Genomic DNA, 23,748 nt, shown 5'->3' on the forward strand with positions numbered 1-23,748 from the left:
GTACATGATCCGGTTCGAGCAGGTCAGCAAGGTGTATCCGGACGGCACCACGGCCGTCGACGACCTGTCCTTCGAGGTCGCGAAGGGTGAACTGGTCACACTGGTGGGCCCGTCCGGCTGCGGCAAGACGACCACCATGATGATGGTGAACCGGCTGATCGAGCCGACGTCGGGCCGGATCCTGATGGACGGCGAGGACATCTCCCGCATCGACCCGGTGAAGCTGCGCCGCCGCATCGGCTACGTCATCCAGCAGGTCGGCCTCTTCCCGCACCGCACGGTTCTGGACAACACCGCCACCGTCCCCTTCCTGACCGGCTGGAAGAAAGAGAAGGCCCGCGCGCGCGGCGCCGAACTCCTCGACCTGGTGGGCCTCGATCCCTCCGTGTACGGCTCCCGCTACCCCGAGCAGCTCTCCGGCGGCCAGCGCCAGCGGGTCGGCGTTGCCCGCGCCCTGGCTGCCGACCCGCCCGTCCTGCTCATGGACGAGCCGTTCGGCGCGGTCGACCCGGTGGTCCGCGAACGCCTCCAGGACGAGTTCCTCAGCCTCCAGGCGACCGTCCGCAAGACGGTGCTGCTCGTCACCCACGACATGGAGGAAGCGGTACGGATGGGCGACCGGATCGCCGTGTACGGGCAGGGCCGCATCGAGCAGTTCGACACCCCGGCCGCGGTGCTCGGCGCCCCGGCAACTCCGTATGTGGCGCAGTTCGTGGGCGCCGACCGCGGCCTCAAGAGGCTGTCGGTCACCGCCATCGAGCCGGACGACCTGGAGGATCCGCCGCGCGCCCGGCTGGATGAGCCGGCCGCCCCGGCGGCGGCCCGGCTGCGGGCCGAGGGGGCCCGCTGGGCCGTCGTGCTGAACGAGCGCGGCGAACTTCACGGCTGGGTGTCCACCGAGGACCTCGCGCTGGCGGGCTCGGAGGGCACGGTGGGCGATCTGGCCCGCAGGATGGACGCCTGGGTGCCGATGGGGGCTCCCCTGAAGCACGCGTTCAGCGAGATGCTCCAGTGGGACGCGGGGTGGGTGGCGGTCCTCGACGGGGCACGCCTGGTCGGCGTACTGACTCCGGTGAAGCTGCACGAGGCGCTGCGGCGCTCGGTGGACGCCGATGTGCAGGGGGTCCAGCGCGACGAAGTGCAGTTCGACTCGATCGCGGACGCGTAGGGGCACCCGCCCGGCCGGAACGGCTCGTTTCGGATCAGCGCGGACGGGCCGTTTCGGCGCGGAACGGCCCCTCTCCGCGCGGAACGGCCCATTCAGATCAGCCGCTTGGACTCCAGGTAGGCCCGCGCCACGTCCTGCGGAAGCCGCCGCCAGCTGTCCACCTGCCGGTTGAGATCGGCCAGGTCCCGGGTCGTCAGTACGGTGTTGAGCTTGCCCAGCGCCTTGATGACGCGCTCCGATCCCGCCTGCGCCCTGTTCACCACGGGCACGATGTAGTCGGCGTTCTGCAGGTGCTTGTCGTCCTCAAGGAGGACCAGGCCGAACGCGTCGAGGGTGGCGTCGGTGGTCGTGGTGAGCACCATCTGGTCCTGCCCGGTCTGGACCGCCTGCTTGGCGGGAGTCGTACCGACGCCCTTGGGGTCGACGCCTGTGATGTTGATGCCGTACGTCTTCTTCAGGCCCGGTGCGCAGTACGGGCGCTGCACGCACTCGTCACCGGCCGCCAGCCGCACGGGCAGCCCTGACCTTCCGAGGTCGGTGAGCGTCCTGAGCCGGTGCTGCTTCGCGTACGCGGCGGTGACGGCGAAGGCGTTCTGGTCGACGGCGCGGCCCGCGTCGAGGACGGTGAGACCGCGCGGCACGGCCAGTGTGCGCAGCGCCCGCATAGTGGCGTCGAGATCGGGCGAGCCGACAGGGGCGGCGTCCGCGCCGTGGGCCTTCGCGTTGAGCCAGTCGGCGAAGGTGGCCGCGTACTCCGGGACGACATCGATCTGACCGCTCTCCAGGGCGGGTTCGTACAGCTCCCTGTTGGTGACGGACAGGACGGTGGTGCTGTATCCGGCACGCTCCAGGAGCAGGGCGTACATCTGGGCGAGGAGGTCGCTCTCGGTGAAGCCTGCCGACCCGATGTGCAGGTCCTTGCTGTCGCCCGGCTCGGCGGTGATCTCGCCCTGGTCCTCCAGGGACGGGCCCGTCGTGCAGGCGGTGGCGGCGAGGAGCAGCGCCGCAGCCGCGGCGTACAGGTGTCGCTTCATCCGGCTCGCCCCCTCGCCCATTCCGGTGCCAGCCGCTGCGCCACCTCAAAGAGGCCTTCCACCAGCAGGGCGAAGACGGCGACCAGGAAGGCGCCCGCGACCACTTGCGGCGTACTGGCGAGGTTGAAGCCCGCGGTGATGATGCGGCCGAGGCCGCCGCCGCCCGCGAGCGCGGCGAGCGTCGCCGTCGCGACGAGCTGGACGGCGGCGATCCGTACACCGGTCATGATCAGCGGCAGGGCGAGCGGAAGTTCCACGTGAAACAGCAGCTGACGGCCGGTCATGCCCATCCCCCTGGCCGCCCGCACGGTGTCCTGGTCGACGCCCCGCATCCCGACGTACGCATTGGTCAGCAGCGGCGGTACGGCGAACAGCACCAGCGCGATGATCGTCGGCCACTCGCCCTTCGTGCCGATCGGGGTGAGCAGCAGCAGGACCAGTACGGCGAAGGTGGGCACGGCCCGGCCGACGTTGGAGATGTTGACGGCGAGCGCCCCGCCCTTGCCGAGGTGGCCGAGGACCAGGGCGACCGGAAGGGCGATCAGGCAGCTCAGCAGCAGGCAGACGACGGTGAGGAAGAGGTGCTCGCCGAGGCGGCTCCAGATGCCGCCGTCGCCGTTCCAGTGCCCGGCGCTGGAGAGCCAGTCCCAGGCGGCGGTGAGGGTGTTCATACGCGCGTCCAGGGGGTCAGCAGTCGTTGCGCGCCGAGCAGGATCAGGTCGGCGGCGATGGCGATGATCACGCACAGCACGGAGGCGGTGAGTACCTGAGCCTTGAAGTACGTGTTCATCCCGGAGTAGATGAGGTTGCCGAGTCCACCGTGGCCGACGATCGCACCGACGGTGACGAGGGAGACGGCGGAGACGGTGGCGATGCGGAGCCCGGCCATGGCAGCGGGCAGGGCGAGCGGGAGCTCGACACCGAGCAGCAGCCGGATCGGCCCGTAGCCCATGCCACGGGCGGCCTGCCGGGTCTCCTCGGGAACCGCGCGCAGCCCGGCGAGGAGGTTCCGTACGAGCAGGGTGAGCGAGTACAGGACGAGCCCGGCGATCACGAGGGACGCGGAGAGCCCGTACACCGGCAGCAGCAGCGAGAACATCGCCAGCGAGGGGATGGTGTAGAGCACCGTCGTCAGCCCGAGAACGGGCGCGGCGGCCCACCGCCAGCGGCGGGCCGCGATCGCCAGCGGGACCGCGATGAGCAGCCCCAACAGCACCGATATGACGGTGAGTTGGAGGTGCTGGAGCACCGCTTCCCAGAGGATCTCGCGCCGACTGGACAGATAGGCGCCGCAGATCCACTCATTGCGCGCGAGGCAGTCGTCCGGAGGCGCGGTCACCCGTCCATTGCAGCCCGTGGAGGCGGGGGGCCGCGCGTCCTGTTGGCCCGTACGGGTTCTCTGTCGGTTCTCTGTCCGACGCGCACGGGCACTCGGCCCGCCGTCCGGCCGCCCCGTTCGACGCGCGCGGCCGCCCCGTTCGACGCGCGCGGGCGCTCCCTTCCACGCGCGCGGGCGCTACGTTGACGCCATGAGCAATCTTGACCGTCAGAGCACCCCCTCCCTGTGCGGTGGTCGCGGCTTCGTCGCGGCGGAGCCCGTGCGCGAACTCCTCTCGCCCCGCCATGTGAAGCTCGGCGAGTCCACCGAGGTACGGCGTCTGCTGCCCAACCTGGGCCGGCGGATGGTCGGCGCGTGGGCCTTCGTCGACCACTACGGCCCCGACGACATCGCCGACGAGCCCGGCATGCAGGTCCCGCCGCACCCGCACATGGGTCTGCAGACGGTCAGCTGGCTGCACGAGGGCGAGGTCCTGCACCGTGACAGCACCGGCAGCCTCGCCACCGTCCGCCCACGCGAACTCGGCCTGATAACCTCCGGCCGCGGCATCAGCCACTCGGAGGAGAGCCCGAGGCCGCACGCCCGGCTGCTGCACGGCGCCCAGCTCTGGGTCGCTCTCCCCGACGCCCACCGCGACGTAGAACCGCACTTCCAGCACCACGCGGACCTGCCGACGGTGGCCGCGCCCGGTCTCACCGCCACCGTGATCCTGGGCGAACTCGACGGTGCGCCGTCGCCCGGCACGACCTACTCCCCGATCGTCGGCGCGGACCTCACCCTGGCGCGCGGCACGCAGACGTCCCTCCCCCTCGACCCGGACTTCGAGTACGCCGTGCTGTCCATGTCGGGCGAGGCGCATGTGGACGGGGTGCCGGTACTCCCCGGCTCGATGCTCTACCTCGGCTGCGGCCGCACCGAACTGCCACTGCGCGCGGAGTCCGACGCGGGCCTGATGCTCCTGGGCGGCGAACCCTTCGAGCAGGAGATCGTCATGTGGTGGAACTACATCGGCCGCTCCCACGACGACATCGCCCAGGCCCGTTCGGACTGGATGAACAGCAGCCGCTTCGGCGAGGTGAAGGGGTACGACGGCGCTCCCCTGCCTGCCCCGGAACTCCCGCCGGTGCCCCTGAAACCGCGGGGTCGGGTGCGCTGATCTGCGCTCCATGCCTCTGCACCCGCTGCCTACGGGGCATGGAACGGAAGCGAACGGGCGCAAGACGGGTGCCGGTACGGCTGGTCACAAGGACTGAACCTTCATAGCGCGGCGTGCCATGATCGGGGCATGACTGACCGCGATGAGCTGGGACCGGCGCCATCGGGCGAGGACGGCTCAGGTGTCGTGGAGGGCGATCTGGCCTTCTCCACCAGCCGCCACCTCGTACCCCGGCCATCCAAAATGCATGGTGACCGGGCGTCAGCTGTGCCGGTCTTCTCGGTGCAGGAGGTCTTGAACGGTCTGCCCGGCTCCGCCATCTTCTTGAGGCCGGTATACGGCCAGAACGGGGCCGTTGCTGATTTCCGTGTCGTAGCTGCGTCACCTGATGCGGTCGACATCGGGTCCCGCCGGGGAAAGGAAATGGTGGGTCTCAGCGTTCTGGAGACCTATCCCACGGTGGCGGGCAGTGACCTGTGGCGCGGGTACCTGGAAGTGCTGGAGAGTGGCGGCCGGTACGAGGGGGAACCGTTCGAGTACGAAGAGGTTCTCGCCGGTATGACGCGCCGGTCGCGCTTCGCTGTTCGCGTGGCGGCCTGCATGGGAGGGCTGATCGTCTCCTGGGTCCGGCTGGACACCGGCGAACGTGAGCAGCGCCGTCTGACAGTGATGCAGCGCCTGGCGGGGATGGGGTGGGCCGACTGGGACCTGTTCCTCAACGAAACCACGTGGTCGGAGGAAGTCTTCACGATCTTCGGCCGGGAACGGGCGATGGGCACGGTGACTCTGGAGGAGCTCCCCCGTCTCGTCGTCCCCGAGGACGTCCCCGGTGTGGGCGAGTCGGTGGAGCGTCTGCTGCGTGGGGGCAAACCCATTGACCACACGTTCCGGATCACCACTCCCGGCGGGGAGATCCGGCATGTGCGCATCGTCGCGGAGGCCGAACTGGATGTACGGGGAGCGCCCGTCAAGGTCCGTGGCTTCTTCCAGGACCGCACGCTGGTGAATCGAGCCGAGCAGCAGATGCTGGAGCACCAGCAGGCGGCCTCGGCCCAGAGCAGTCTGCTGGCCGCTGAGAAGGACGTCGCCGCACGCCTCCAACACGCTCTGCTCCCCCTTCCCCAGCAGTCCCTCCGCGTTGCCGGCCTCACGGTGGACGTCGCCTACCACCCTTTGCAAGAGGGGCTCAATGTGGGAGGGGACTGGTACAGCGCCATCGAACTGCCCGACGGCAGCGCGCTGCTCGTCGTCGGCGACGTTGCGGGCCATGGGCTGGACGCGGTGGCCACCATGGCCCAGCTCCGCTTCACCACCAAGGGCATGGCCATCACCGGAACGTCCCTGGCCGAGATCCTCACCCGCCTCAACACCTTGCTGCTGCACACCTCCGGGCGGAACTTCAGCACGGCCACCATGATCATGGGCCGTTACGACCCCACCACCTCACAGCTCACCTGGGTGCAAGCGGGGCACCTGCCGCCCCTACTGCTACGAGAGGGCTGCGCCCGCTACCTGCCCGCCCCCCGGGGCATCCTGCTCGGAGCCATGGCGGCACCCTGTTACGAAGAAGCCACCCTCCAGCTGATGCCCGGCGACCATCTCTTGCTGTACACCGACGGCCTGGTCGAAGTACCGGGCGGAGACATCGACGAGGGCCTCGCCCGCCTCGCGCACACCGCCGAGGCCTACCAGGGCTCCCGCATCCTGGACGCCCTCGCCACCCCGGACGCCCGCCACGACGACACCTGCATCCTGCACGCCACGTTGTGACCGCACTGCCGCCCGCGACCACGGGGTCTCCCCACTCACTGCGCGGACGGGGCGCGACGGCGGGGAGGCGGCCCCCGGCACTCCGTGAAGGTGCGTGTCGGGCGAAGTTCTTCTTGCCGCACGCCGGGAGCGGGGTTTCTACGGCTGTTCGGAACTGCAGTCGTTGACCTTGACGGCACCGCCCGGGGCCGGCTGCCCCGTCGGGGCCCTGTCGCGTGGGCAGGTGCGGCGGACCTCGCCGGGGCGGCCTGCCGGAGCACTGTTAGCATCCGTCAGGCACCTACCGGGCGATGCCGAGCAGTTGCTCCGCCAGGGGCAACTGCCGGAGCGAGCACCGGGGTTGAGGGACCGGGCCGACGCCGCTCTTGTGGGAGGCCGTGCGCCGGTTACCGGCAGACGAGAGGAAGATCTTGCCCACCAAGAACCTGCAGATTCCCACCGCGGACGGCCGGGCCGACGCGTTCGCCGCCTTCCCCGACCACGGCGAGCGGCACCCGGGGGTCCTGATGTACTCGGACGCCTTCGGCCTGCGTCCCGTACTGGAGGAGATGGCCCGCGAACTGGCCGGGCACGGGTACTACGTGCTCGTCCCCCACATCTACTACCGGCACGGCACTGCACCGGTGGTCGACCTTCCCGAGCACATCGCAGACGAGGACCGGCCCGCGCTCTTCGGCCTGCTGATGCCCCTGGTCGAGGCACACACCACCGCACGCATCCTGCGCGACGCCGACGCCTACCTCGGGTTCCTCACCGCCCAGCCCGAGGTCAGTGCAGGACCGGTCGCCGTGACCGGCTACTGCATGGGGGCCGCCCTGGCGATGCGCACCGCGACGGCCCACCCCGACCGGGTGGCCGCCGTCGCCGGATTCCACCCCGGCCTCCTGGTCACCGATGCACCCGACAGTCCGCACCGCCTCGCCGCCAAGCTCACCGCCCAGGTCCATCTCGGCCTCGCCGAGGGCGACTTGACACCCGAGGCCCTCGACGAACTCCACCAGGCCCTGGATACCGCAGGTGTCGGCTACACCACCGAGATCTACCCCGACACCGTCCACGGTTTCACCATGTCCGACACCGCAGTCTTCAGCCCCTCCGGACTGCAGCGTCACTGGGACCGGCTGCTCCCCCTCCTCGACCGCGCTCTGACCCACGGCTGAGGCTCCGGCCCGGAACTCCACCCGGAGGTTGACCTCGACTGCGCTTGAGGTTCCATGCTGCACTTCAGCGGCCGCCCGAGGGCCGCCCCCGGAGCGCAGGAGGAAACCCATGGCCGCGCAGAACACACCGCCAGAGGCCGGCAGGCCGCACGCGGGAACCCAGCTGATCAGCGAATGGATCGTCGACACCCCCGAGCGGCAACGGGCCGCGGCCGACGCCCTGTTGGGCGAGTGGCGGGCACTCGTCTCGGCTTTCCGGCCCGCGGCGTTCCTGCGTCTGGCGTGCTTCGCCTCGGACGACGGACGCGTGCTTCTCAGCCACGCGCAGTGGGCCGGCGACGAGGCACATCTCGCGTTCGTACGCACGCACCGGTCGGACATGATCGGTCGCATCGACAAGGAAGTGCCCGGCATTCAGCGTCCAGGACTGACCCGGTACACAGTGGCGCACAGCCTGCGGCTCGACTCCGGCGACGCCAGGACACACACCGGCGACGCCGGGACGTCCTCCGACGCAGGGACGCTCACCCTTGTACGCGCGCGGACCGGCATCCCCGAGGTGACGGCGCTCTGGGCCGCCGCCACTGCAGAACGGGTCCGGCGTATCCGGCCGGCGGGCGTACGCACCGTGCGGCTGCTGGGGAGCAAGGACGGCACGCACGGGCTCCTCCTCGTCCAGGGCCCCTGGCCCGCAAACGCGGACGACACCCGGCCGGCCGACGGCGCCCACGCGGGCGTCCACCTCTGCGAACCGCGCGGATTCCGGCTGATCGGGAGCGTCGAGGGGCCCTGACTCCGGTCCGGCCGGTTGTGTATCGGTCGGGTATCAGGGAGCGCTTGGTCTGCCATCGGATCCGGGTGCCGGGCCGCCGTGGCGACGGTGCGTCTGATATCTGCCATATCGTTCCTGGCAGGTCTCCTCCGCACGTGAGGGCGGACGAGCCCGTGCCTCTCGACAACCGCCCGCGCCTCACGACCGTACGAAAACAGGAGTCGTCCGCCCGTGTCCTCGCCCCCTCAGGCCCCGCCCCCTCAGCGGCCCGTTCGCGTGCTGCTGGTGGAGGACGACGAGCTGATGCGCCGGTCCTTCACCGTCGCCCTGGAGCGCTACGGATACCGGATGACGGCTGCGGCCGACGGGCTGTCGGGCCTGGAGCTCTTCCGCGACGAGAGCTTCGACCTGCTGATTCTGGATGTGATGCTGCCCGGTCTGGACGGCATCGGCCTGTGCCGCAGGGTCCGGGAGAGCAGCCTGGTGCCGGTGCTGATGATGTCCGCCCGCGGCGACGGGCTCGACGTCGTCGCCGGGCTGGAGGCCGGGGCGGACGACTACGTGGTCAAGCCCGTGGATACGTACGTGCTCGTTGCCCGCATCCGTTCGCTGCTGCGGCGGGCGACCTACGCGCCCGCCCCCGAACCCGGGCGGGTCGCGGACGGCGGTCCCACGCCGTCCGATGCCGACCTGCTGGTCTTCGGGGACCTGACCATCGACACCGGCGGTCTGGAGGTGTGCGTCTCCGGGAGCCCTGTGGCGCTGACCCCGACGGAGCTGAAGCTGCTCCTTGAGTTCGCCGCGCACCCGGGCATCGTGCTGGAGCGGCACACCCTGCTGCGGGACGTGTGGGAGTACGGCTGGGACGGCGACAGCCGGGTCGTGGACCTGTGCGTGCAGCGGCTGCGCGGCAAGCTGGGCCGGGACCGGATCGAGACGGTCCGCGGCTTCGGCTACAAGCTCAGGCGTTGAGGCGGGTGCGCCCGTTCCGCCGACTGCGGCCGTCCGGCACGTCCGGCACCCCCGGCACGTCCGGCATCCCCGGCGTCCCTGGCGCCCCCGGCATGCCCCGGCGCCGTGTGCCCCTGCGCTGGAAGATCGCCGCGCTGGCCTCCGCAACGGCTTTCCTGGTGGTGGCGGCGGTGGGCGTGCTGGTGCACGTGTGGACCGCGCAGGACATCCGGAGCCGGGCCGAGGCGGAGGCCTTCAACAGCGTCTACTCCGCCATGGACATCTACCGGCGCACCGGAACCCTGATGGGCGGCGCCGCACTCGACCCGGCCGACCTGCCCAGAAGACTGCGGCAGCCGTCCGGCGACGAGCGGTACACGGCCTACGACGCAAGCACCTACGGGAACGTGGGCCCGAGCTTCTGGTCCGCCCAGCGGACCGGCGGGCCGGGCAGCCCGGTCCTCGCCTACCGGGTCAACATGAGCACGGAGCTGCACACCCTGTTCCGGCTCGACGTGACCATGGCGGTGGCCTCGCTGATCGTCCTCGTGGCGGCCACCCCGCTGACGGTCTACGGGGCCGGGCTGCTCGCCCGCCGGCTGCGGCGGGTGTCCGAGACCGCGGGCCGTATCTCCGCCGGTGACCTCGACGCCCGTACGGGACCCACCAAGGGCGGTGACGAGGTGGCCGACATCGCCGCGACCGTCGACCTCATGGCGGACAGTCTCGGCCGGCGGCTGCGCACCGAGCGCCGCTTCACCGCGGACGTGGCGCACGAGCTGCGCACCCCTGTCGGCGGTCTGCTGGTCGCCGCCGACCTGCTGCCGCCCGGCGAGACGGAGGATCTGGTCCGGGCCCGGGTGCGTGATCTGCGCGGCCTCGTCGAGGACCTCCTGGAGATCTCCCGGCTGGACGCAGGCGCCGAACATCCGGTCCGCGCCCGGGTCCCGCTCGGCGCGGTCGTCGCCGAGGCCGTGACGCGCACCGGCCTCGACACCTCCCTCACCGACACGGACACCGGGCAGACCGTGGAGACCGACCCCCGCCGCCTCGAACGGATCGTCAGCAACCTCGTCGTCAACGCCCACCGGCACGGCGGCGCCCCGGTGCAGGTCACCGTCGAAGGACGCACCGTGGTCGTACGCGACCACGGCCCCGGCTTCCCCTCCGACCTGCTGCTGCACGGCCCGCGCCGCTTCCACACGGGCGCCGCGGAACGCGGCTCGGGCCACGGCCTGGGCCTGACCATCGCCCTGGGCCAGGCCCGGCTCCTCGGCGCCGAACTGCGCCTGGACAACGCCCCGGACGGCGGCGCCGTCGCCACCCTGCGCCTGCCGGCCTGACCCACCCGGCCCGTACGGAACCGACTGCCCCTACAGAACCGGCCGACGCCCTACACAACTGATACGAAGCGGCGCGGACACCGATACACGGCGGTCCAGGCCCCGATACGTTCCCCGGACACCCTTCGAAGTGCACCGTTCCGCACCCGAAGAGGAGCCCCCCGTGACCGCCGCACCCCTCGACACGCTCGTACCGCACCCGGCCGCCGGGATCGCCGCCGCCGTCATCGACCTGTCCAAGGTCTACGGCAGCGGAGACACCCGTGTCGTCGCCCTGGACCGGGTCGGCATCTCCTTCCGGGAGGGCGAGTTCACCGCGATCATGGGCCCTTCCGGCTGCGGCAAGTCCACCCTGATGCACTGTGCCGCCGGGCTCGACTCGTTCAGCTCAGGCTCCGTCCGCATCGGCACCACCGAGCTGGGCACGCTCAACGACCGGCAGCTCACCGCGCTGCGCCGGGACCGGATCGGTTTCATCTTCCAGTCGTTCAACCTGCTGCCGACGATGACCGCGCTGGAGAACATCACGCTGCCGATGACGATCGCCGGCCGTCGCCCCGACAAGCAGTGGCTGGACCGCGTGGTCTCCATGGTCGGCCTCGCGGACCGGCTCGGCCACCGCCCCGGCGAACTGTCCGGCGGGCAGCAGCAGCGCGTCGCGGTGGCGCGGGCGCTGGTCTCCCGCCCCGCGATCGTCTTCGGCGACGAGCCCACCGGCAATCTCGACTCCCGGGCCGGGGCCGAGGTACTCGGCTTCCTGCGGGACTCGGTGCGGGAGCTGGGCCAGACCGTGGTCATGGTCACCCACGATCCGGTCGCCGCCGGATATGCCGACCGCGTGGTCTTCCTCTCCGACGGCCGGCTGGTCGACGAGATGACACGGCCCACCCCCGACCGGGTCCTGGACCGGATGAAGGCGTTCGACACCCGGCCACGCACCAACTGACCCGCGCCGATTCCCGGCACCGAACCAGCCGAGCCCCGCTCGGCCCCGGCGCCCCACCAGCCGCCCGCGCTCTCTCCCGGCACCGCACCAGCCACCCGCTCGCCTCCGCCGAGCCCGCCTCCCCCAGGGACCCGCACCCCATGTTCCGTACCGCCCTGCGCAACGTCTTCGCGCACAAGGCCCGCCTGCTGATGACCACGTTCGCGGTCATGCTCGGGGTCACCTTCATCTCCGGCAGCCTCGTCTACGGCGACAGCCTGAAGCAGGCCGCCGTCGACCGGGCGACCGCCGGCTACGACCGCATCTCCCTCAACGTCGCGCCCGACACCGTCCCCGGTGCCCCGCCCGCCACACTCGACTCCGGCACCACGGCCGCTCTTGCCAAGCTCCCCGGCGTCAGTGCCGCCGCGGGCCGGGTGAGCGGCTTCGCCGCCGTCGCCGACCGCGAAGGCAAGCTCCTCGGATCCGGCGACTTCCGCAGGGGCGGCAACTTCGCCCCGAACGCGCAGGGATCGGACCCCGCCTACGACTTCACCCAGGGGGCTGGCCCGACCGGCAACGGCACGATCGCCCTCGACGAGGCCAGTGCCGCCAAGGCCGGATACCGCATCGGCGACACCGTGCGCGTCGGCACGAACACGGGCGCAGCCTCGTACGCACTCACCGGCGTCTTCCGTACGGACGCCTCCAAGCTCACCCCCGGCGGCAGTCTCACTCTCTTCGGCAACGCCACCGCACAGCGGCTCTTCCTCCAGCCCGGCCAGTACACGAACATCGAGATCACGGCCGCCCCCGGCACCGACGTGAACCGGCTCGGCGACCGCGTCGCTCAGGTGCTGCCCGAGAACACCAGCGCCGCCACCGGTGCCCAGCTCGCCCGGCTGCAGGCCAGGCTCTCCTCCAGCGACAGCGACACGATGAGCCAGATCATGGTGGGCTTCGCCGCGGTCGCCCTGTTCGTCGCCACCTTCCTCATCTCCAACACCTTCACCATGCTGGTCTCCCGGCGCACCCGGGAACTGGCCCTGCTGCGGGCCGTCGGCGCCACCCGCCAGCAGGTGCGCCGCATTCTGCTGACCGAGTCGCTCCTCGTCGGTGTGTTCGCCTCCGTGGCCGGTCTCGCCGCCGGTACAGGGGTCGCCGCCCTGCTCCAGACGCTCTTCGCCGACGCCGACAGCCCGGCCGCCCCGCTGGTCCTCACCCCGGCGACCGTCATCGTCTCGATGCTGGTCGGCACCGCCCTGCCCGTGGTCGCCGCATGGATTCCGGTCCGCAGGGCCATGGCCATCGCGCCCGTCGCCGCACTCGGCGCGGCCGAGCACACGGCGCCCGCGCGGTCCGGCTCGCTGCGCAGCCGGTTCAGCGCCGCGCTGGTGCTCGTCGGCGTCGCCGCCGTGCTGTACGGAGCCCTTGGCGCCGGCGCGGACTCCCGGACCGTCATCGGTCTCGGTGCGGCCCTCGCCCTGATCGGGGCGATCGGCCTGATTCCGCTGCTGTCGCGGCCGTTCGTCGCCGTGCTCCGGCCGCTGCTGCTCCGAGTGAGCCCGGTGTACGGCGATCTCGCCGCCCGCAACACCGTGCGCGACCCTCGCCGTACCGGCGCCACCGCCGCGGCGCTCGCCATCGCCCTCACGCTCGCCTCGGGCCTGTCCGTCCTCGGCGCTTCCGCCGCCCAGTACCTCGAACGCGCGACCACCGACGCCCTCACCGCCGACTACGTCGTGAAGGCGCCCGCGGGCGGCCAGCGGATGACCCCCGCGACCGCCGAGCCCCTCAAGAGGCTGCCGGGCGCCACGTACAGCCCGCTCAACCAGTCCACCGAATACGAGCTCGGCGGCGCCACCGCAGTACTGACCGGCGTCGACCCGGCCGCCATCGGCGCTCTGCTGCGGTACGACATCGTCGAGGGCTCGCTCGGCAGCCTCGCCGAGGGGCGGATCGCCGTGGCCGACTTCAAGGCCGCGGCGGCCGGCTGGAAGGTCGGTCAGAGCCTCCCCCTGGAGCGGAACGGCAAGAAGGGCAAGGTCACCATCGGCGCCGTCTACCGGGCGGACGAGCAGAGCGACCTGACGCCCAGCATCACCGCACCCGACTCCCTGGTGGCCCGCTACGACTCCGACCCGAGCACCCACGCGATCCTCGTCGCCACGGACGGCAGCCCCGGCAGGGCCGCGCGCGCGGACGTCACCCGCGCCCTCGGCGACAACCCCGCGCTGGCCGTCCTCGACAAGGAAGGCATCGCGGCCGAGGACACCAGCGGCATCGGCGACCAGCTCAATGTCTTCTACGCCCTGCTCAGCATGGCCCTGGTGATCGCCGCACTGGGCATCGCCAACACCCTCGCGATGTCCGTCCTCGAACGCGGCAAGGAGATCGGCACCCTGCGCGCCATCGGTCTCGGCCGCAGCGGAGTGACCCGGATGATCCGGCTGGAGGCCCTGCTCGTCGGGGCGCTCGGCGCGGCCGTCGGCACGGTCCTGGGTGTCTTCATGGGCTGGGCGCTCGGCCACACCCTCCAGGAGAGCGTCGTGGGCTACACGCTGGTGCTGCCCTGGGGGCGCCTCGCCCTCGGTGTGCTGCTCGCCCTTGGCGGAGCACTGCTCGCCTCGCTCTGGCCGGCCCGCCGGGCCGCCCGCGTCGACATTCCCGCGGCGACGGCGGCGCAGTAGCCACGCCACGCCCCCACACCACCGCCCCACACCCCGCCCCCCCACCCCGTAGTGGAATGTTCAACCACTGCGGGGTGTTGGAGGAGGTGAGCCGCCGGAAGGGCCGGTGGCACGGCGGGCAGAACGGAGCAGCGGTGAACGCGCAGGCGAATCTCAACGACGCGTACTACCAGCAGGGCAGCGAGGCCGAGCGCTGGGACCGTGCGCGGTTGTTCTTCGACTCGAAGGAGTACGACAAGGCGGCGCGCATCCTGCGCGCACTGGTTGACGAGTCCCCGCAACTGACCGCCCCGCGGCTGCTGCTGGCCCGCTCGTACTACCACTCCGCCCAGCTGTCCAAGGCCGAGTCCGAGCTGCGTGCCGTACTGGCGGCCTGCCCCGTCGAGCACTACGCGCAGCTGATGCTGGGCCGCACCCTGGAGCGCCAGGGGCGGCACGCCGAGGCCGCGCCGTACCTGCGCACGGCCGCGGCCCTGTCCGGCGACTTTGCGTCGCTGGAGACCCGTAGCTGACGGGTCTCAACGTTTGACTGACGGGTCTCAGCGTTTGACGGCGCGCAGGACGACGAACTTCGGATCGCTCGCGACGACGTCGCAGTTCCCGAAGATCCTGCGCAGCCGTACGTGGTAGCCCAGGTGCCGGTTGCCGACCACCCACAGTTCCCCGCCGGGGCGCAGCGCGTCGCGCGCCCCGGCGAACATGCGCCGGGCCGTGGCGTCGGTCGTCGCCTGGTGGGAGTGGAAGGGCGGGTTGTTCAGGACGAGGTCGACGGACTCGGCGGGGATGCCGGACGCCGCGTCCCCGACCGCGAATTCGGCCTTGCCGCCCGCCTCGTCCTCAAAGAGGTTCGCGCGGTACGTCGCCTCCGCCGAGGCGACCGCCTGGAACGACTCGTCGACGAAGAGGACCTCGGCGCCCGGGTGGGCGAGCGCGGCGGCCGTGCCGACCACGCCGTTGCCGCAGCCCAGGTCGAGGATGCGGGACGCACCCGTGCCCTGCGGCAGGTGCTGGAGGAAGAAGCGGGTGCCGACGTCGAGGCGCTCGGCGCAGAAGATCCCCGCGTGGTTGGTGACGGTCAGTCCCGACCCCGCTCCCGCGTCGGCGTCCAGGGTGTACGTCAGCGGCCACGGGTCGCCGCCCCGGTCGGTCAGCGAGCCGGGCGTGCAGAAGATCAGCCGGGCCTTCTTCTCCGCGAGGGAGGTGCGTGTCGGGCCGACGATCCGCTCGAACAGCCGGAGGGTCGAGGTGTGGATCTCCTTGACCATGCCGGTGCCGACGACCACGGTGCCCTCGTGGATACCGGGGGCGAGCCGGTGCAGCTGGTCCTCCAGGAGCGCGAGGCTCTTGGGCACGCGGATCAGCAGGACGTCGATGCGGTCCGGCGGGGTGTCGCGCGTGGACAGCAGGCGGACACCGTCCGGGTCCGTGCCGTTGCGTGCGAGGTTCGCCCGGGTGGCCTGCCGGCCGAGGTACGAATCGGTGATCTGCACGGGGTGGAGCTCCGCGGGCGCGGCGGCCGGCCCGGTGGCCTCCGCGGGGTCCTGCGCGGCACTGTCCCGCGTGGTGGTCGGTGCGGTGGCCAGGGCTGTGGTCAGCGCACCCCACCGGTCGCCGAGTACGACGACGCTGCCGGACAGGTCCACGGGCGGGGCGTCGTCGGTGCCCGCGAGGTGCCTCAAGAGGTACTCGTCGGCTGCGTCCCACGCGCGCAGCGTGTCGCGCGGGTCCGCAGGGAAACGGGCGAGTTCGGACACGCCCCAGGGCGTCGTCAAGCGGTTCATTGTGGTTCAGGCTAACCCGCTGCGTCCGGCCCGCCACCGACCGCCCCGGCTCGGGCGTACCGCTCGCGCAGCAGGTCAGCCCCGGACGGGGCCGGCCAGGCCCCGCCCGGCGCGGCCATTTCGCCTCATCCGGCCAGTGACGCCGCGTCCGGCCGGCCCGTCCCCTCCCCGGCGGCGGGACGCACGGGCCGCAGGAAAAGCAGCACAGCCAGTCCGGCCAGAACCCCCGCCGTCCCCGCGACGAGCGCCGCCCCGCTGAGCCCCGAGGCGAAGGCCGCGTGCAGTTCCCCGTCCGGGATCCGCCCGCGCAGTGCCGCCGCTCCGCCGCCCGCGAGGGCGTGCGCGGCCTCCCGCGCCGTGCGTGCGTCCCCGGTGGCCCCGAGCAGGGAGTCGGCCATGCGGGAGGTGAGGACCGTGCCGAACACCGCGACCCCCAGTGCGAACCCGAGCTGGCGGAAGGTGTTGACGGCGCCGCCCGCCATGCCCGCGTTCCGCGGCGGTACGGAGGCCAGCGCCGCACCCGCCAGGGCGGGTGCCACCAGGCCGACACCGATTCCGGCGACCACGAACCCGGGCACCAGCACGGCCCACCCGGAGTCCGCGTCCAGCATCGTCTGGGCCAGGGCCCCGCCGCCGATCAGCACAAGACCGCCGCCGATGACCAGCCGTGCCGGAGCCCCGTGGAGCAGCCGTCCGCCGGCCGCGGCCACCACGAACGACGCCGCCGCGAGGGGCAGCACGACGAGCCCGCCCCGTACCGGACTCATCCCCAGCAGGGTCTGCAGCCAGATCGAGGTGTACGGCAGTACCCCGAAAGCCGTCGCGTTGAAGGCCAGCGCCCCCAGCATCACCACCGCGAACGAGGGGCGCCGCAGCAGCCGCAGGTCGAGCAGTGGCTGCGCGACACGCTCCTCGACGACCACGAACACGGCCAGCGCGAGCACCGCCACGGCGAGCGTCACCGCGGTGGGCGCCGACGCCCACCCCTCGGCGCCCGCCCGTACGACCGCGAAGGTGAGTGCGCCCGCGAACACGGCGAAGGCCACCGTGCCCGCCCAGTCGATCCGCCTTTCACCCCGGCCCCGCGACTCGGGCACCGTCCGCAGCGTCACCCAGATCGCCAGCGCGCTGACCGGCAGGTTGACGAAGAAGATCCACCGCCAGTCCAGCGCCTGTGTGAGCACTCCGCCGAGCACCGGTCCGATCGCGGCGGCGGCGCCGCTGACCGCACCCCACACACCGAGCGCGACCGACCGGTCCCGCCCCTGGTAGCCGGCGGCGAGCAGGGAGAGCGTGGTCGCGAACATGGCCGCGCCGCCCACCCCCTGGAGCGCGCGCATCGCGATCAGCACCGCCGGGCTCGACGCGAGCCCGCAGGCGAGCGAGGCCAGTGCGAACACGGCGGTCCCGGCCACGTACACCCGCCGCCGCCCGGTCACGTCGGCCGCCGCCCCCGCGCCGAGCAGCAGCGCGGCGAGCGCGAGGGCGTAGCTGTCGATGACCCACTGGAGATCGGAGAGCGACGCCCCCAGCGAGTGCGCCATGTCGGGCAGCGCGACGATCACGATCGTGACGTCGAGCAGCAGCATGAACGTGCCCAGACAGACCGCCGTGAGCGGTCCCCATTTCCGCATGGTTGCGTCCTTTCCGTACAGCGCCGTCTCCGTCGGGCGGCTTCCCGTACGATCGGTCCTGGCCGACGGGATCACCTACCCACGGCCCGTGTGTCGACGGAATCCGACATCTTGAGGCGGCTGGACGATGGAACTCCACGAGTACGACGAACTCGACCGCCGCCTCCTGCACGCCCTCGAAGTCGACGCCCGTGCCTCGTTCAGCCGGATCGCGGCCGTTCTCAGCGTCTCCGACCAGACCGTCGCCCGCCGCTTCAAGCGCCTGCACACGGGTGCCGAGATGCGAGTGGTGGCCGTCCGCGACCATGTCGCGCACGGCCAGGAGTCGTGGATGCTGCGGCTGCGCTGCACCCCGGACTCCGCTTCCGCGATCGCCCGCGCGCTGGCCCGCCGCCCCGACACCGCCTGGATCGCGCTGACGTCCGGCGGCACCGAAGTGGTCTGCATGACCAGGGCCCGTACCCGCGGCGAGCACGAGGAGCTGCTGCTGGGGAAACTGCCGCGCACCCCCCGGATCGTGGAGATCCACGCGTACCAGTTGCTGCACCGGTTCTACGGAGGCCCCCAGGGCTGGCTCCGCAAGAGCGCGGCGCTCACGCCCGAGCAGGTGCAGGCGCTGCTTCCGCGGTACGCAGCCGAGGCCGACAGCACGGCGGGAGCGGCCCGCATCACCACGGACGACGAGCCTCTGGCGGCCGCCCTGGAGCGGGACGGCCGGGCCACCTTCGCGGAGCTCCAGAAGGCGACGGGGCGTTCCGAGTCGGCGCTGCGGCGCCGGCTCGACCAACTGCTCTCCTCGGGCGCCCTGTTCATCGACGTCCAGTTCGACTCGGAGCGCTTCGGGCACCCCACTGCCGCGCTGCTGTGGATCACCACCGCGCCGGCTGCCCTGGCCACGGTCGGCCGCGCGCTGGCAGTCCACCCCGAGGTGGCGTTCGCGAGCGCCGCCGCCGGCCCCTGCAACATCCTCGCGGTCGTCCTGAACCGGGACTCCACGGCCCTGTACACATATCTGAGCGAGAAGCTCGGCCGCCTCGAAGGCGTCCAGCACGTCGAGTGCACGCCGGTCCTGCGCCGGGTCAAGCAGCTGAAGTACGAGGAGGGGCAGGCCGGACGGGGGCTGTCCTGAACAGAGCGAGGGGAGAAGAACCATGGATCACACCCAGGCCCGCCAGTGGCTGGCGACCGCCGTCGAGGAGGCCAGGGCCGGCCTGGCCGAGGGCGGCATCCCGATCGGTGCCGCCCTGTACGGCGCGGACGGCGCCCTCCTCGGGCGCGGTCACAACCTCCGGGTGCAGGACGACGACCCGTCGATGCACGCGGAGACGGCGGCGTTCCGCAACGCCGGCCGGCAGCGTTCGTACCGTGGCACCACCATGGTGACGACGCTGTCGCCTTGCTGGTACTGCAGCGGCCTGGTGCGGCAGTTCGGCATCTCGCGGGTGATCGTGGGCGAGTCGGAGACCTTCCACGGCGGGCACGACTGGCTGGCCGAGCACGGCGTGGAGATCGTCCGGCTGGAAGACCCGGAGTGCGTGCGGATGATGAAGGACTTCATCGCGGCGCGGCCGGAGCTGTGGAACGAGGACATCGGCGAGTAGCACCGCCACATCAAAGAGGGCGCACCAGGGACGTCACATCAAGAGGGCGCGGCCCAGAGCGAATGCTCCGGGCCGCGCCCTCTTTGATACGGCCGGAAATCACCGGACGGGGTGGGCCCCCTCGGCTCCGGGCCTCTCGAACTGCGTGCGGTAGAGCTGCTCGTACCGTCCGCCTGCGGCCAGCAGCTCGGTGTGGGTGCCGCGTTCGACGATCCGCCCTTCCTCGACGACGAGGATCTGGTCGGCGGCCCGTACGGTCGACAGCCGGTGCGCGATGACCACGGCGGTACGCCCCTCAAGGGCCTCGGCGAGCGCCTCCTGGACGGCCGCCTCCGAGGTGGAGTCGAGGTGCGCGGTCGCCTCGTCGAGGATGACGACACGCTGCTGGGCGAGGAGCAGCCGGGCGATGGTGAGACGCTGGCGTTCGCCGCCGGAGAGCCGATAGCCGCGCTCCCCCACCACGGTGTCCAGGCCGTCGGGCAGGGACGCCACGAGGCCGTCGAGGCGGGAGCGGCGCAGTGCGTCCCAGATGTCGTCCTCGCTCGCTTCGGGGCGGGCGAGCAGCAGGTTGGCGCGTACGGACTCGTGGAAGAGGTGGCCGTCCTGGGTGACCATGCCGAGGGTCGCACGGATGGAGTCGGCGCTCAGGTCGCGGACGTCGACGCCACCGATCCGTACCGTGCCCGCGTCCGCGTCGTACAGCCGCGGCAGGAGTTGCGCGATGGTGGACTTGCCGGCGCCCGACGACCCGACGAGGGCGATCATGCGGCCTGGTTCGGCACGGAAGGACACGTCGTGCAGGACGTCGGTGCCGCCGCGGTTGTCGAGGACCGCCACGTCCTCGAGAGAGGCGAGGGAGACCTTGTCCGCGGAGGGGTAGCCGAAGGTGACGCCGTCGAACTCCACCGAGACCGGCCCGTCCGGGACCGTACGGGCGTCCGGCTTCTCGGAGATCAGCGGCTTCAGATCAAGGATCTCGAAGACCCGCTCGAAGCTGACCAGGGCGCTCATCACCTCGACGCGGGCTCCCGCGAGGGCGGTGAGCGGGGCGTAGAGGCGGGTGAGGAGCAGCGCGAGGGCGACGACGGCACCGGGGTCGAGGCTGCCGCGCAGGGCGTAGAAGCCGCCGAGTCCGTAGACCAGCGCCAGCGCCAGTGCGGAGACGAGGGTGAGGGCGGTGATGAAGGTGGACTGCACCATGGCGGTACGGACGCCGATGTCGCGGACCCGGCGGGCCCTGGCGGCGAATTCCCTGGACTCGTCGGATGGCCTGCCGAAGAGCTTGATGAGGGTGGCGCCGGGGGCGGAGAAACGCTCCGTCATCTGGGTGCCCATGGTGGCGTTGTGCCCGGCCGCCTCCCGCTGCAGCCGGGCCATCCGGGAGCCCATCCGGCGGGCCGGGACGACGAACACCGGCAGCAGGACGAGGGCGAGGAGGGTGATCTGCCAGGAGATGCTCAGCATCACGGCGAGCGTCAGCAGCAGGGTGACGAGGTTGGAGACGACCCCGGAGAGGGTGTTGCTGAAGGCGCGCTGGGCGCCGATGACGTCGTTGTTGAGGCGGCTGACGAGGGCGCCGGTGCGGGTACGGGTGAAGAAGGCGACCGGCATCCGCTGCACGTGGTCGAAGACCGCCGTACGGAGGTCGAGGATCAGCCCTTCACCGAGGGTGGAGGACAGCCAACGGGTGAGCAGGGCGAGGCCGGCCTCGGCGACGGCGATCAGTGCGATGAGCAGGGCGAGCCGGGTGACCGTGCCCGTCTCGTCGCCCTTGACGATCGCGTCGACGACGCGGCCGGCGAGGACGGGGGTGGCGACCGCGAGAAGTGCGGTGACCACGCTGAGCAGCAGGAACTGGTAGATCTGCTTGCGGTGCGGCTTGGCGAAAGAGGCGATCCTCCGCAGGGTGGCCCTGGAGAAGGGCCGCTTGTCGTCTTGCGCGGTCATCACGCTGTGCATCGATGTCCACGCGGTGACTTCCATGTCCACGGGAGGTGCCTCCGGAATCAGCTTGTCCGACGTTCGGCGTCCCGTCGGCCTGCCTGGCCCGGGGAACACACTGAACGCTAGAACCTCAACCGGGCTTGCGGTCAATAAATTTCGTGAGGCCGCCCCCACGGGCCTCTCGCACCCGCGGGTTGACGTGCCTTCATCCGGTGGAGAGACCGCCCGTGGAAGCGACGAGGGCGTCGAGCACCGGCCGGATCAGCGGATGGTCCTCCGCGCCGCGGCGTACGGCGGCGAACACCCTGCGGGTGGCGGCGGGCCCTTCCACGGGGCGTACGACGGCGTCCTTCAGCTCCATGCCCCGCAGGGCGGAACGCGGGACGAGGGCGACCCCCGCGCCGGCGCCCGCGAGGGCGACCACCGCGTGGAAGTCGTCGGAGGAGTGCTTGAGGCGCGGCTGGAAGCCCGCGAGCTCGCAGGCGAGCAGGACCATGTCATGACACGGGTTGCCGGGGTAGGGCCCGATCCAGTCGCTGTCGGCGAGCCTTGAGAGGGCCACCTTCTCTTCCGCGCACAGGGGGTGGCCGGCGGGCAGCACGGCGTCGAAGGGTTCCGCGTACAGCGGTACGCGGGAGAGGCGCCGGTCGTCCTCGCGGGGTGCGCCCCGGTACTCGACGGCGACCGCCACGTCGGCCTTGCCGCCGAGGACCAGCGGCAGGCTCTCGTCACCCTCGGCGTCCCACACGCGCATCATGATGCCGGGGTGCCCGGTGGCGAGGCGGCCGAGGGCGGGGGCGACGACTTCGGCGATGCCGGTGGCGAACGAGGCGACCGTGACCTCGCCGGCGACGCCGCCCGCGTAGTCGGCGAGTTCCGCCTCCGCGCGTTCCAGCTGGGCGAGTACGGCGTGGGTGTGGGCGAGCAGGATCTCGCCCGCGGCGGTGAGCTCCACCCCCTTGCCACTGCGGATCAGCAGGGTGTGCCCTGTCTCCTGCTCCAGCGCGTTGAGCTGCTGGGACACGGCGGAGGGGGTCAGGTACAGCGCGGAGGCCGCGGCGGTCACCGTACGGTGGTCCGCCACGGCCCTCAGAATGCGAAGCCGTCTGGGGTCGATCACCCAGCCAGTGTCGCCCGAGCGTCGACGAACGCCGCAATCGCCCTCTCGACGTCGGCGGTGGAGTGCGCGGCGGACAGCTGGACGCGGATGCGTGCCTTGCCCATCGGGACGACCGGGTACGAGAAGCCGATGACGTACACGCCGCGCTCCAGGAGCAGCTCCGCCATGCGGCCCGCCTCGGCGGCGTCGCCGATCATGACCGGTGCGATGGCGTGGTCGCCGGGCAGGATGTCGAAGCCGGCCTCGGTCATCTTCGTACGGAACAGCAAGGTGTTGGCGGCGAGCTTCTCGCGCAGTTCCCCGGCCGATTCCAGCAGGTCGATGACCTTGAGGGAGGCGGCGGCGATGACCGGGGCGAGGGAGTTGGAGAAGAGGTACGGGCGCGAGCGCTGGCGCAGCAGGGCGACGATCTCGGCGCGGGCGGCGACGTATCCGCCGGAGGCGCCGCCGAGTGCCTTGCCGAGGGTGCCGGTGATGATGTCGACGCGGTCCATCACGCCGTGCAGTTCCGGGGTGCCGCGGCCGCCTTCGCCGACGAAGCCCACCGCGTGGGAGTCGTCGACCATGACCATGGCGTCGTAGCGGTCGGCGAGGTCACAGATCTCGGCGAGCGGGGCGACGTAGCCGTCCATGGAGAACACGCCGTCGGTGACGATGAGGCGGCGGCGGGCGTCCTGGGTGTCCTGGAGCTGCTTCTCCAGGTCGGCGAGGTCGCGGTTGGCGTAGCGGTGGCGGCGGGCCTTGGAGAGGCGGATGCCGTCGATGATGCTGGCGTGGTTGAGGGCGTCGGAGATGACGGCGTCCTCGGGGCCGAGGAGGGTCTCGAAGACGCCGCCGTTGGCGTCGAAGCAGGAGGAGTAGAGGATCGTGTCCTCCTGGCCGAGGAAGGCCGAGAGGCGGGCCTCCAGCTCCTTGTGGATCTCCTGGGTGCCGCAGATGAACCGGACGGACGCCATGCCGTAGCCCCAGCGGTCCAGGGCGTCCTTGGCGGCGGCGACGACCTCGGGGTGGTCGGCGAGGCCGAGGTAGTTGTTGGCGCAGAAGTTGAGGACGTCCGCGGCCTGCCCGTCGGTGGTGACGCCGACGGTGGCGCTCTGCGGGCTGCTGATGACGCGCTCGGGCTTGAAGAGCCCGGCTTCGCGGATCTCGTCGAGGGTGGCACGGAGGTCGTCGCGGACGGACGCGTACATGAGGGGCTCCCTTGGAGGTGGAGGTCGCGGTGCGGGATGTTCAGTGTCTGGTGGAGCTCGGCGAGTGGGGCGGAGGAGCCCAGTCTCGCGGGGGCCGTGGCGAGTGAGCCGAAGGGGCGCGCGGACGTCGAGAGGGAGAGCGCGCGCAGGCTGTGAGGTACGAGCAGCCG

General features: G+C 71.7%; 20 protein-coding genes. 12 read left to right on the forward strand and 8 right to left on the reverse strand.

All coding sequences use genetic code 11. The features are described from left to right. Nucleotides 1-4 precede the first annotated feature (4 nt). A complete protein-coding gene (locus AB0D18_RS33350; RefSeq protein ID WP_362427213.1) occupies nucleotides 5-1,168 on the forward strand; it encodes a betaine/proline/choline family ABC transporter ATP-binding protein in 1,164 nt (387 codons plus the stop codon). A gap of 92 nt (nucleotides 1,169-1,260) precedes the next feature. Here the strand turns inward: AB0D18_RS33350 and AB0D18_RS33355 are convergent, their stop codons facing one another. Genes AB0D18_RS33355 through AB0D18_RS33365 form a run of 3 tightly spaced genes read right to left on the reverse strand, consistent with a single transcriptional unit; the run spans nucleotide 1,261 to nucleotide 3,541 of the window. Beyond that, entirely contained in the window at nucleotides 1,261-2,202 is a 942-nt protein-coding gene (locus AB0D18_RS33355; RefSeq protein WP_362427216.1) for an ABC transporter substrate-binding protein, read from the reverse strand. Further along, nucleotides 2,199-2,873, reverse strand: a complete 675-nt coding sequence (locus AB0D18_RS33360) for an ABC transporter permease (protein WP_362427219.1) — start codon at nucleotides 2,871-2,873, stop codon at nucleotides 2,199-2,201. The genes AB0D18_RS33355 and AB0D18_RS33360 overlap by 4 nt, the downstream gene beginning before the upstream one ends. After that, nucleotides 2,870-3,541, reverse strand: a complete 672-nt coding sequence (locus AB0D18_RS33365; protein WP_362427222.1) for an ABC transporter permease — start codon at nucleotides 3,539-3,541, stop codon at nucleotides 2,870-2,872. Before AB0D18_RS33365 ends, AB0D18_RS33360 begins: the two co-directional genes overlap by 4 nt. Before the next feature lie 190 nt (nucleotides 3,542-3,731). Between AB0D18_RS33365 and AB0D18_RS33370 the strand changes: the two genes are divergently transcribed. The 9 genes from AB0D18_RS33370 to AB0D18_RS33410 all read left to right on the forward strand — a co-directional run bounded on the left by AB0D18_RS33370 (nucleotide 3,732) and on the right by AB0D18_RS33410 (nucleotide 14,820). After that, complete coding sequence (locus tag AB0D18_RS33370; RefSeq protein ID WP_362427225.1) at nucleotides 3,732-4,697, forward strand: pirin family protein; 966 nt, start codon at nucleotides 3,732-3,734, stop codon at nucleotides 4,695-4,697. 423 nt (nucleotides 4,698-5,120) lie between these two features. Then, nucleotides 5,121-6,467, forward strand: coding sequence for a SpoIIE family protein phosphatase (locus tag AB0D18_RS33375; protein ID WP_362427227.1), 1,347 nt, complete (start codon nucleotides 5,121-5,123; stop codon nucleotides 6,465-6,467). Nucleotides 6,468-6,877: 410 nt separating this feature from the next. Then, complete coding sequence (locus AB0D18_RS33380) at nucleotides 6,878-7,627, forward strand: dienelactone hydrolase family protein (RefSeq protein ID WP_362427230.1); 750 nt, start codon at nucleotides 6,878-6,880, stop codon at nucleotides 7,625-7,627. A 109-nt stretch (nucleotides 7,628-7,736) separates the two neighbouring features. Beyond that, nucleotides 7,737-8,420, forward strand: coding sequence for an antibiotic biosynthesis monooxygenase (locus AB0D18_RS33385; protein WP_362427233.1), 684 nt, complete (start codon nucleotides 7,737-7,739; stop codon nucleotides 8,418-8,420). Nucleotides 8,421-8,630: 210 nt separating this feature from the next. Next, entirely contained in the window at nucleotides 8,631-9,371 is a 741-nt protein-coding gene (gene cseB / locus AB0D18_RS33390; protein WP_362427236.1) for a two-component system response regulator CseB, read from the forward strand. 5 nt (nucleotides 9,372-9,376) lie between these two features. Then, complete coding sequence (locus AB0D18_RS33395; RefSeq protein ID WP_362427403.1) at nucleotides 9,377-10,693, forward strand: HAMP domain-containing sensor histidine kinase; 1,317 nt, start codon at nucleotides 9,377-9,379, stop codon at nucleotides 10,691-10,693. Between the two features lie 211 nt (nucleotides 10,694-10,904). Then, entirely contained in the window at nucleotides 10,905-11,639 is a 735-nt protein-coding gene (locus tag AB0D18_RS33400; RefSeq protein ID WP_362427406.1) for an ABC transporter ATP-binding protein, read from the forward strand. 140 nt (nucleotides 11,640-11,779) lie between these two features. Continuing rightward, on the forward strand, nucleotides 11,780-14,308 hold the full coding sequence (locus AB0D18_RS33405; RefSeq protein WP_362427239.1) for an FtsX-like permease family protein: 2,529 nt from the start codon (nucleotides 11,780-11,782) through the stop codon (nucleotides 14,306-14,308). A gap of 134 nt (nucleotides 14,309-14,442) precedes the next feature. Next, on the forward strand, nucleotides 14,443-14,820 hold the full coding sequence (locus tag AB0D18_RS33410; RefSeq protein ID WP_362427409.1) for a tetratricopeptide repeat protein: 378 nt from the start codon (nucleotides 14,443-14,445) through the stop codon (nucleotides 14,818-14,820). A gap of 27 nt (nucleotides 14,821-14,847) precedes the next feature. Here AB0D18_RS33410 and AB0D18_RS33415 read toward each other — a convergent pair whose 3' ends face one another. After that, a complete protein-coding gene (locus AB0D18_RS33415; protein ID WP_362427242.1) occupies nucleotides 14,848-16,089 on the reverse strand; it encodes a methyltransferase in 1,242 nt (413 codons plus the stop codon). A gap of 125 nt (nucleotides 16,090-16,214) precedes the next feature. Beyond that, nucleotides 16,215-17,723: an MFS transporter gene (locus AB0D18_RS33420; RefSeq protein ID WP_362427245.1), complete on the reverse strand. Its 1,509-nt coding sequence runs from the start codon at nucleotides 17,721-17,723 to the stop codon at nucleotides 16,215-16,217. Between the two features lie 127 nt (nucleotides 17,724-17,850). On the opposite strand from AB0D18_RS33420, the gene AB0D18_RS33425 reads away from it, so the two are divergent. Then, entirely contained in the window at nucleotides 17,851-18,852 is a 1,002-nt protein-coding gene (locus tag AB0D18_RS33425) for an AsnC family transcriptional regulator (RefSeq protein WP_362427248.1), read from the forward strand. A gap of 22 nt (nucleotides 18,853-18,874) precedes the next feature. Further along, the gene (locus tag AB0D18_RS33430; RefSeq protein ID WP_362427251.1) at nucleotides 18,875-19,324 is read left to right on the forward strand and encodes a nucleoside deaminase; all 450 of its coding nucleotides are present in this window, start codon (nucleotides 18,875-18,877) and stop codon (nucleotides 19,322-19,324) included. Between the two features lie 99 nt (nucleotides 19,325-19,423). Here the strand turns inward: AB0D18_RS33430 and AB0D18_RS33435 are convergent, their stop codons facing one another. From AB0D18_RS33435 to AB0D18_RS33445, 3 genes are all read right to left on the reverse strand, one after another. Beyond that, nucleotides 19,424-21,313 carry an ABC transporter ATP-binding protein gene (locus AB0D18_RS33435; protein WP_362427254.1) on the reverse strand — a complete coding sequence of 630 codons (1,890 nt, stop codon included), beginning with the start codon at nucleotides 21,311-21,313 and terminating at the stop codon, nucleotides 19,424-19,426. Between the two features lie 160 nt (nucleotides 21,314-21,473). After that, a complete protein-coding gene (locus tag AB0D18_RS33440) occupies nucleotides 21,474-22,388 on the reverse strand; it encodes a LysR family transcriptional regulator (protein ID WP_362427256.1) in 915 nt (304 codons plus the stop codon). Continuing rightward, nucleotides 22,385-23,578 carry a glycine C-acetyltransferase gene (locus AB0D18_RS33445; protein ID WP_362427259.1) on the reverse strand — a complete coding sequence of 398 codons (1,194 nt, stop codon included), beginning with the start codon at nucleotides 23,576-23,578 and terminating at the stop codon, nucleotides 22,385-22,387. Before AB0D18_RS33445 ends, AB0D18_RS33440 begins: the two co-directional genes overlap by 4 nt. Nucleotides 23,579-23,748 lie beyond the last annotated feature (170 nt).

The organism is Streptomyces sp. NPDC048442 (assembly GCF_040651475.1).
Lineage (GTDB): Bacteria > Actinomycetota > Actinomycetes > Streptomycetales > Streptomycetaceae > Streptomyces.

What these genes read in the sequence shown, in the direction of transcription:
- AB0D18_RS33385 (WP_362427233.1), top strand. Translation starts at nt 7,737, where the DNA reads ATGGCCGCGCAGAACACACCGCCAGAGGCCGGCAGGCCGCACGCGGGA.
- AB0D18_RS33415 (WP_362427242.1), bottom strand. Translation starts at nt 16,089, where the DNA reads ATGAACCGCTTGACGACGCCCTGGGGCGTGTCCGAACTCGCCCGTTTC.
- AB0D18_RS33355 (WP_362427216.1), bottom strand. Translation starts at nt 2,202, where the DNA reads ATGAAGCGACACCTGTACGCCGCGGCTGCGGCGCTGCTCCTCGCCGCC.
- AB0D18_RS33425 (WP_362427248.1), top strand. Translation starts at nt 17,851, where the DNA reads ATGGAACTCCACGAGTACGACGAACTCGACCGCCGCCTCCTGCACGCC.
- AB0D18_RS33405 (WP_362427239.1), top strand. Translation starts at nt 11,780, where the DNA reads ATGTTCCGTACCGCCCTGCGCAACGTCTTCGCGCACAAGGCCCGCCTG.
- AB0D18_RS33360 (WP_362427219.1), bottom strand. Translation starts at nt 2,873, where the DNA reads ATGAACACCCTCACCGCCGCCTGGGACTGGCTCTCCAGCGCCGGGCAC.
- AB0D18_RS33350 (WP_362427213.1), top strand. Translation starts at nt 5, where the DNA reads ATGATCCGGTTCGAGCAGGTCAGCAAGGTGTATCCGGACGGCACCACG.
- AB0D18_RS33420 (WP_362427245.1), bottom strand. Translation starts at nt 17,723, where the DNA reads ATGCGGAAATGGGGACCGCTCACGGCGGTCTGTCTGGGCACGTTCATG.
- AB0D18_RS33375 (WP_362427227.1), top strand. Translation starts at nt 5,121, where the DNA reads ATGGTGGGTCTCAGCGTTCTGGAGACCTATCCCACGGTGGCGGGCAGT.
- AB0D18_RS33370 (WP_362427225.1), top strand. Translation starts at nt 3,732, where the DNA reads ATGAGCAATCTTGACCGTCAGAGCACCCCCTCCCTGTGCGGTGGTCGC.
- AB0D18_RS33430 (WP_362427251.1), top strand. Translation starts at nt 18,875, where the DNA reads ATGGATCACACCCAGGCCCGCCAGTGGCTGGCGACCGCCGTCGAGGAG.
- AB0D18_RS33445 (WP_362427259.1), bottom strand. Translation starts at nt 23,578, where the DNA reads ATGTACGCGTCCGTCCGCGACGACCTCCGTGCCACCCTCGACGAGATC.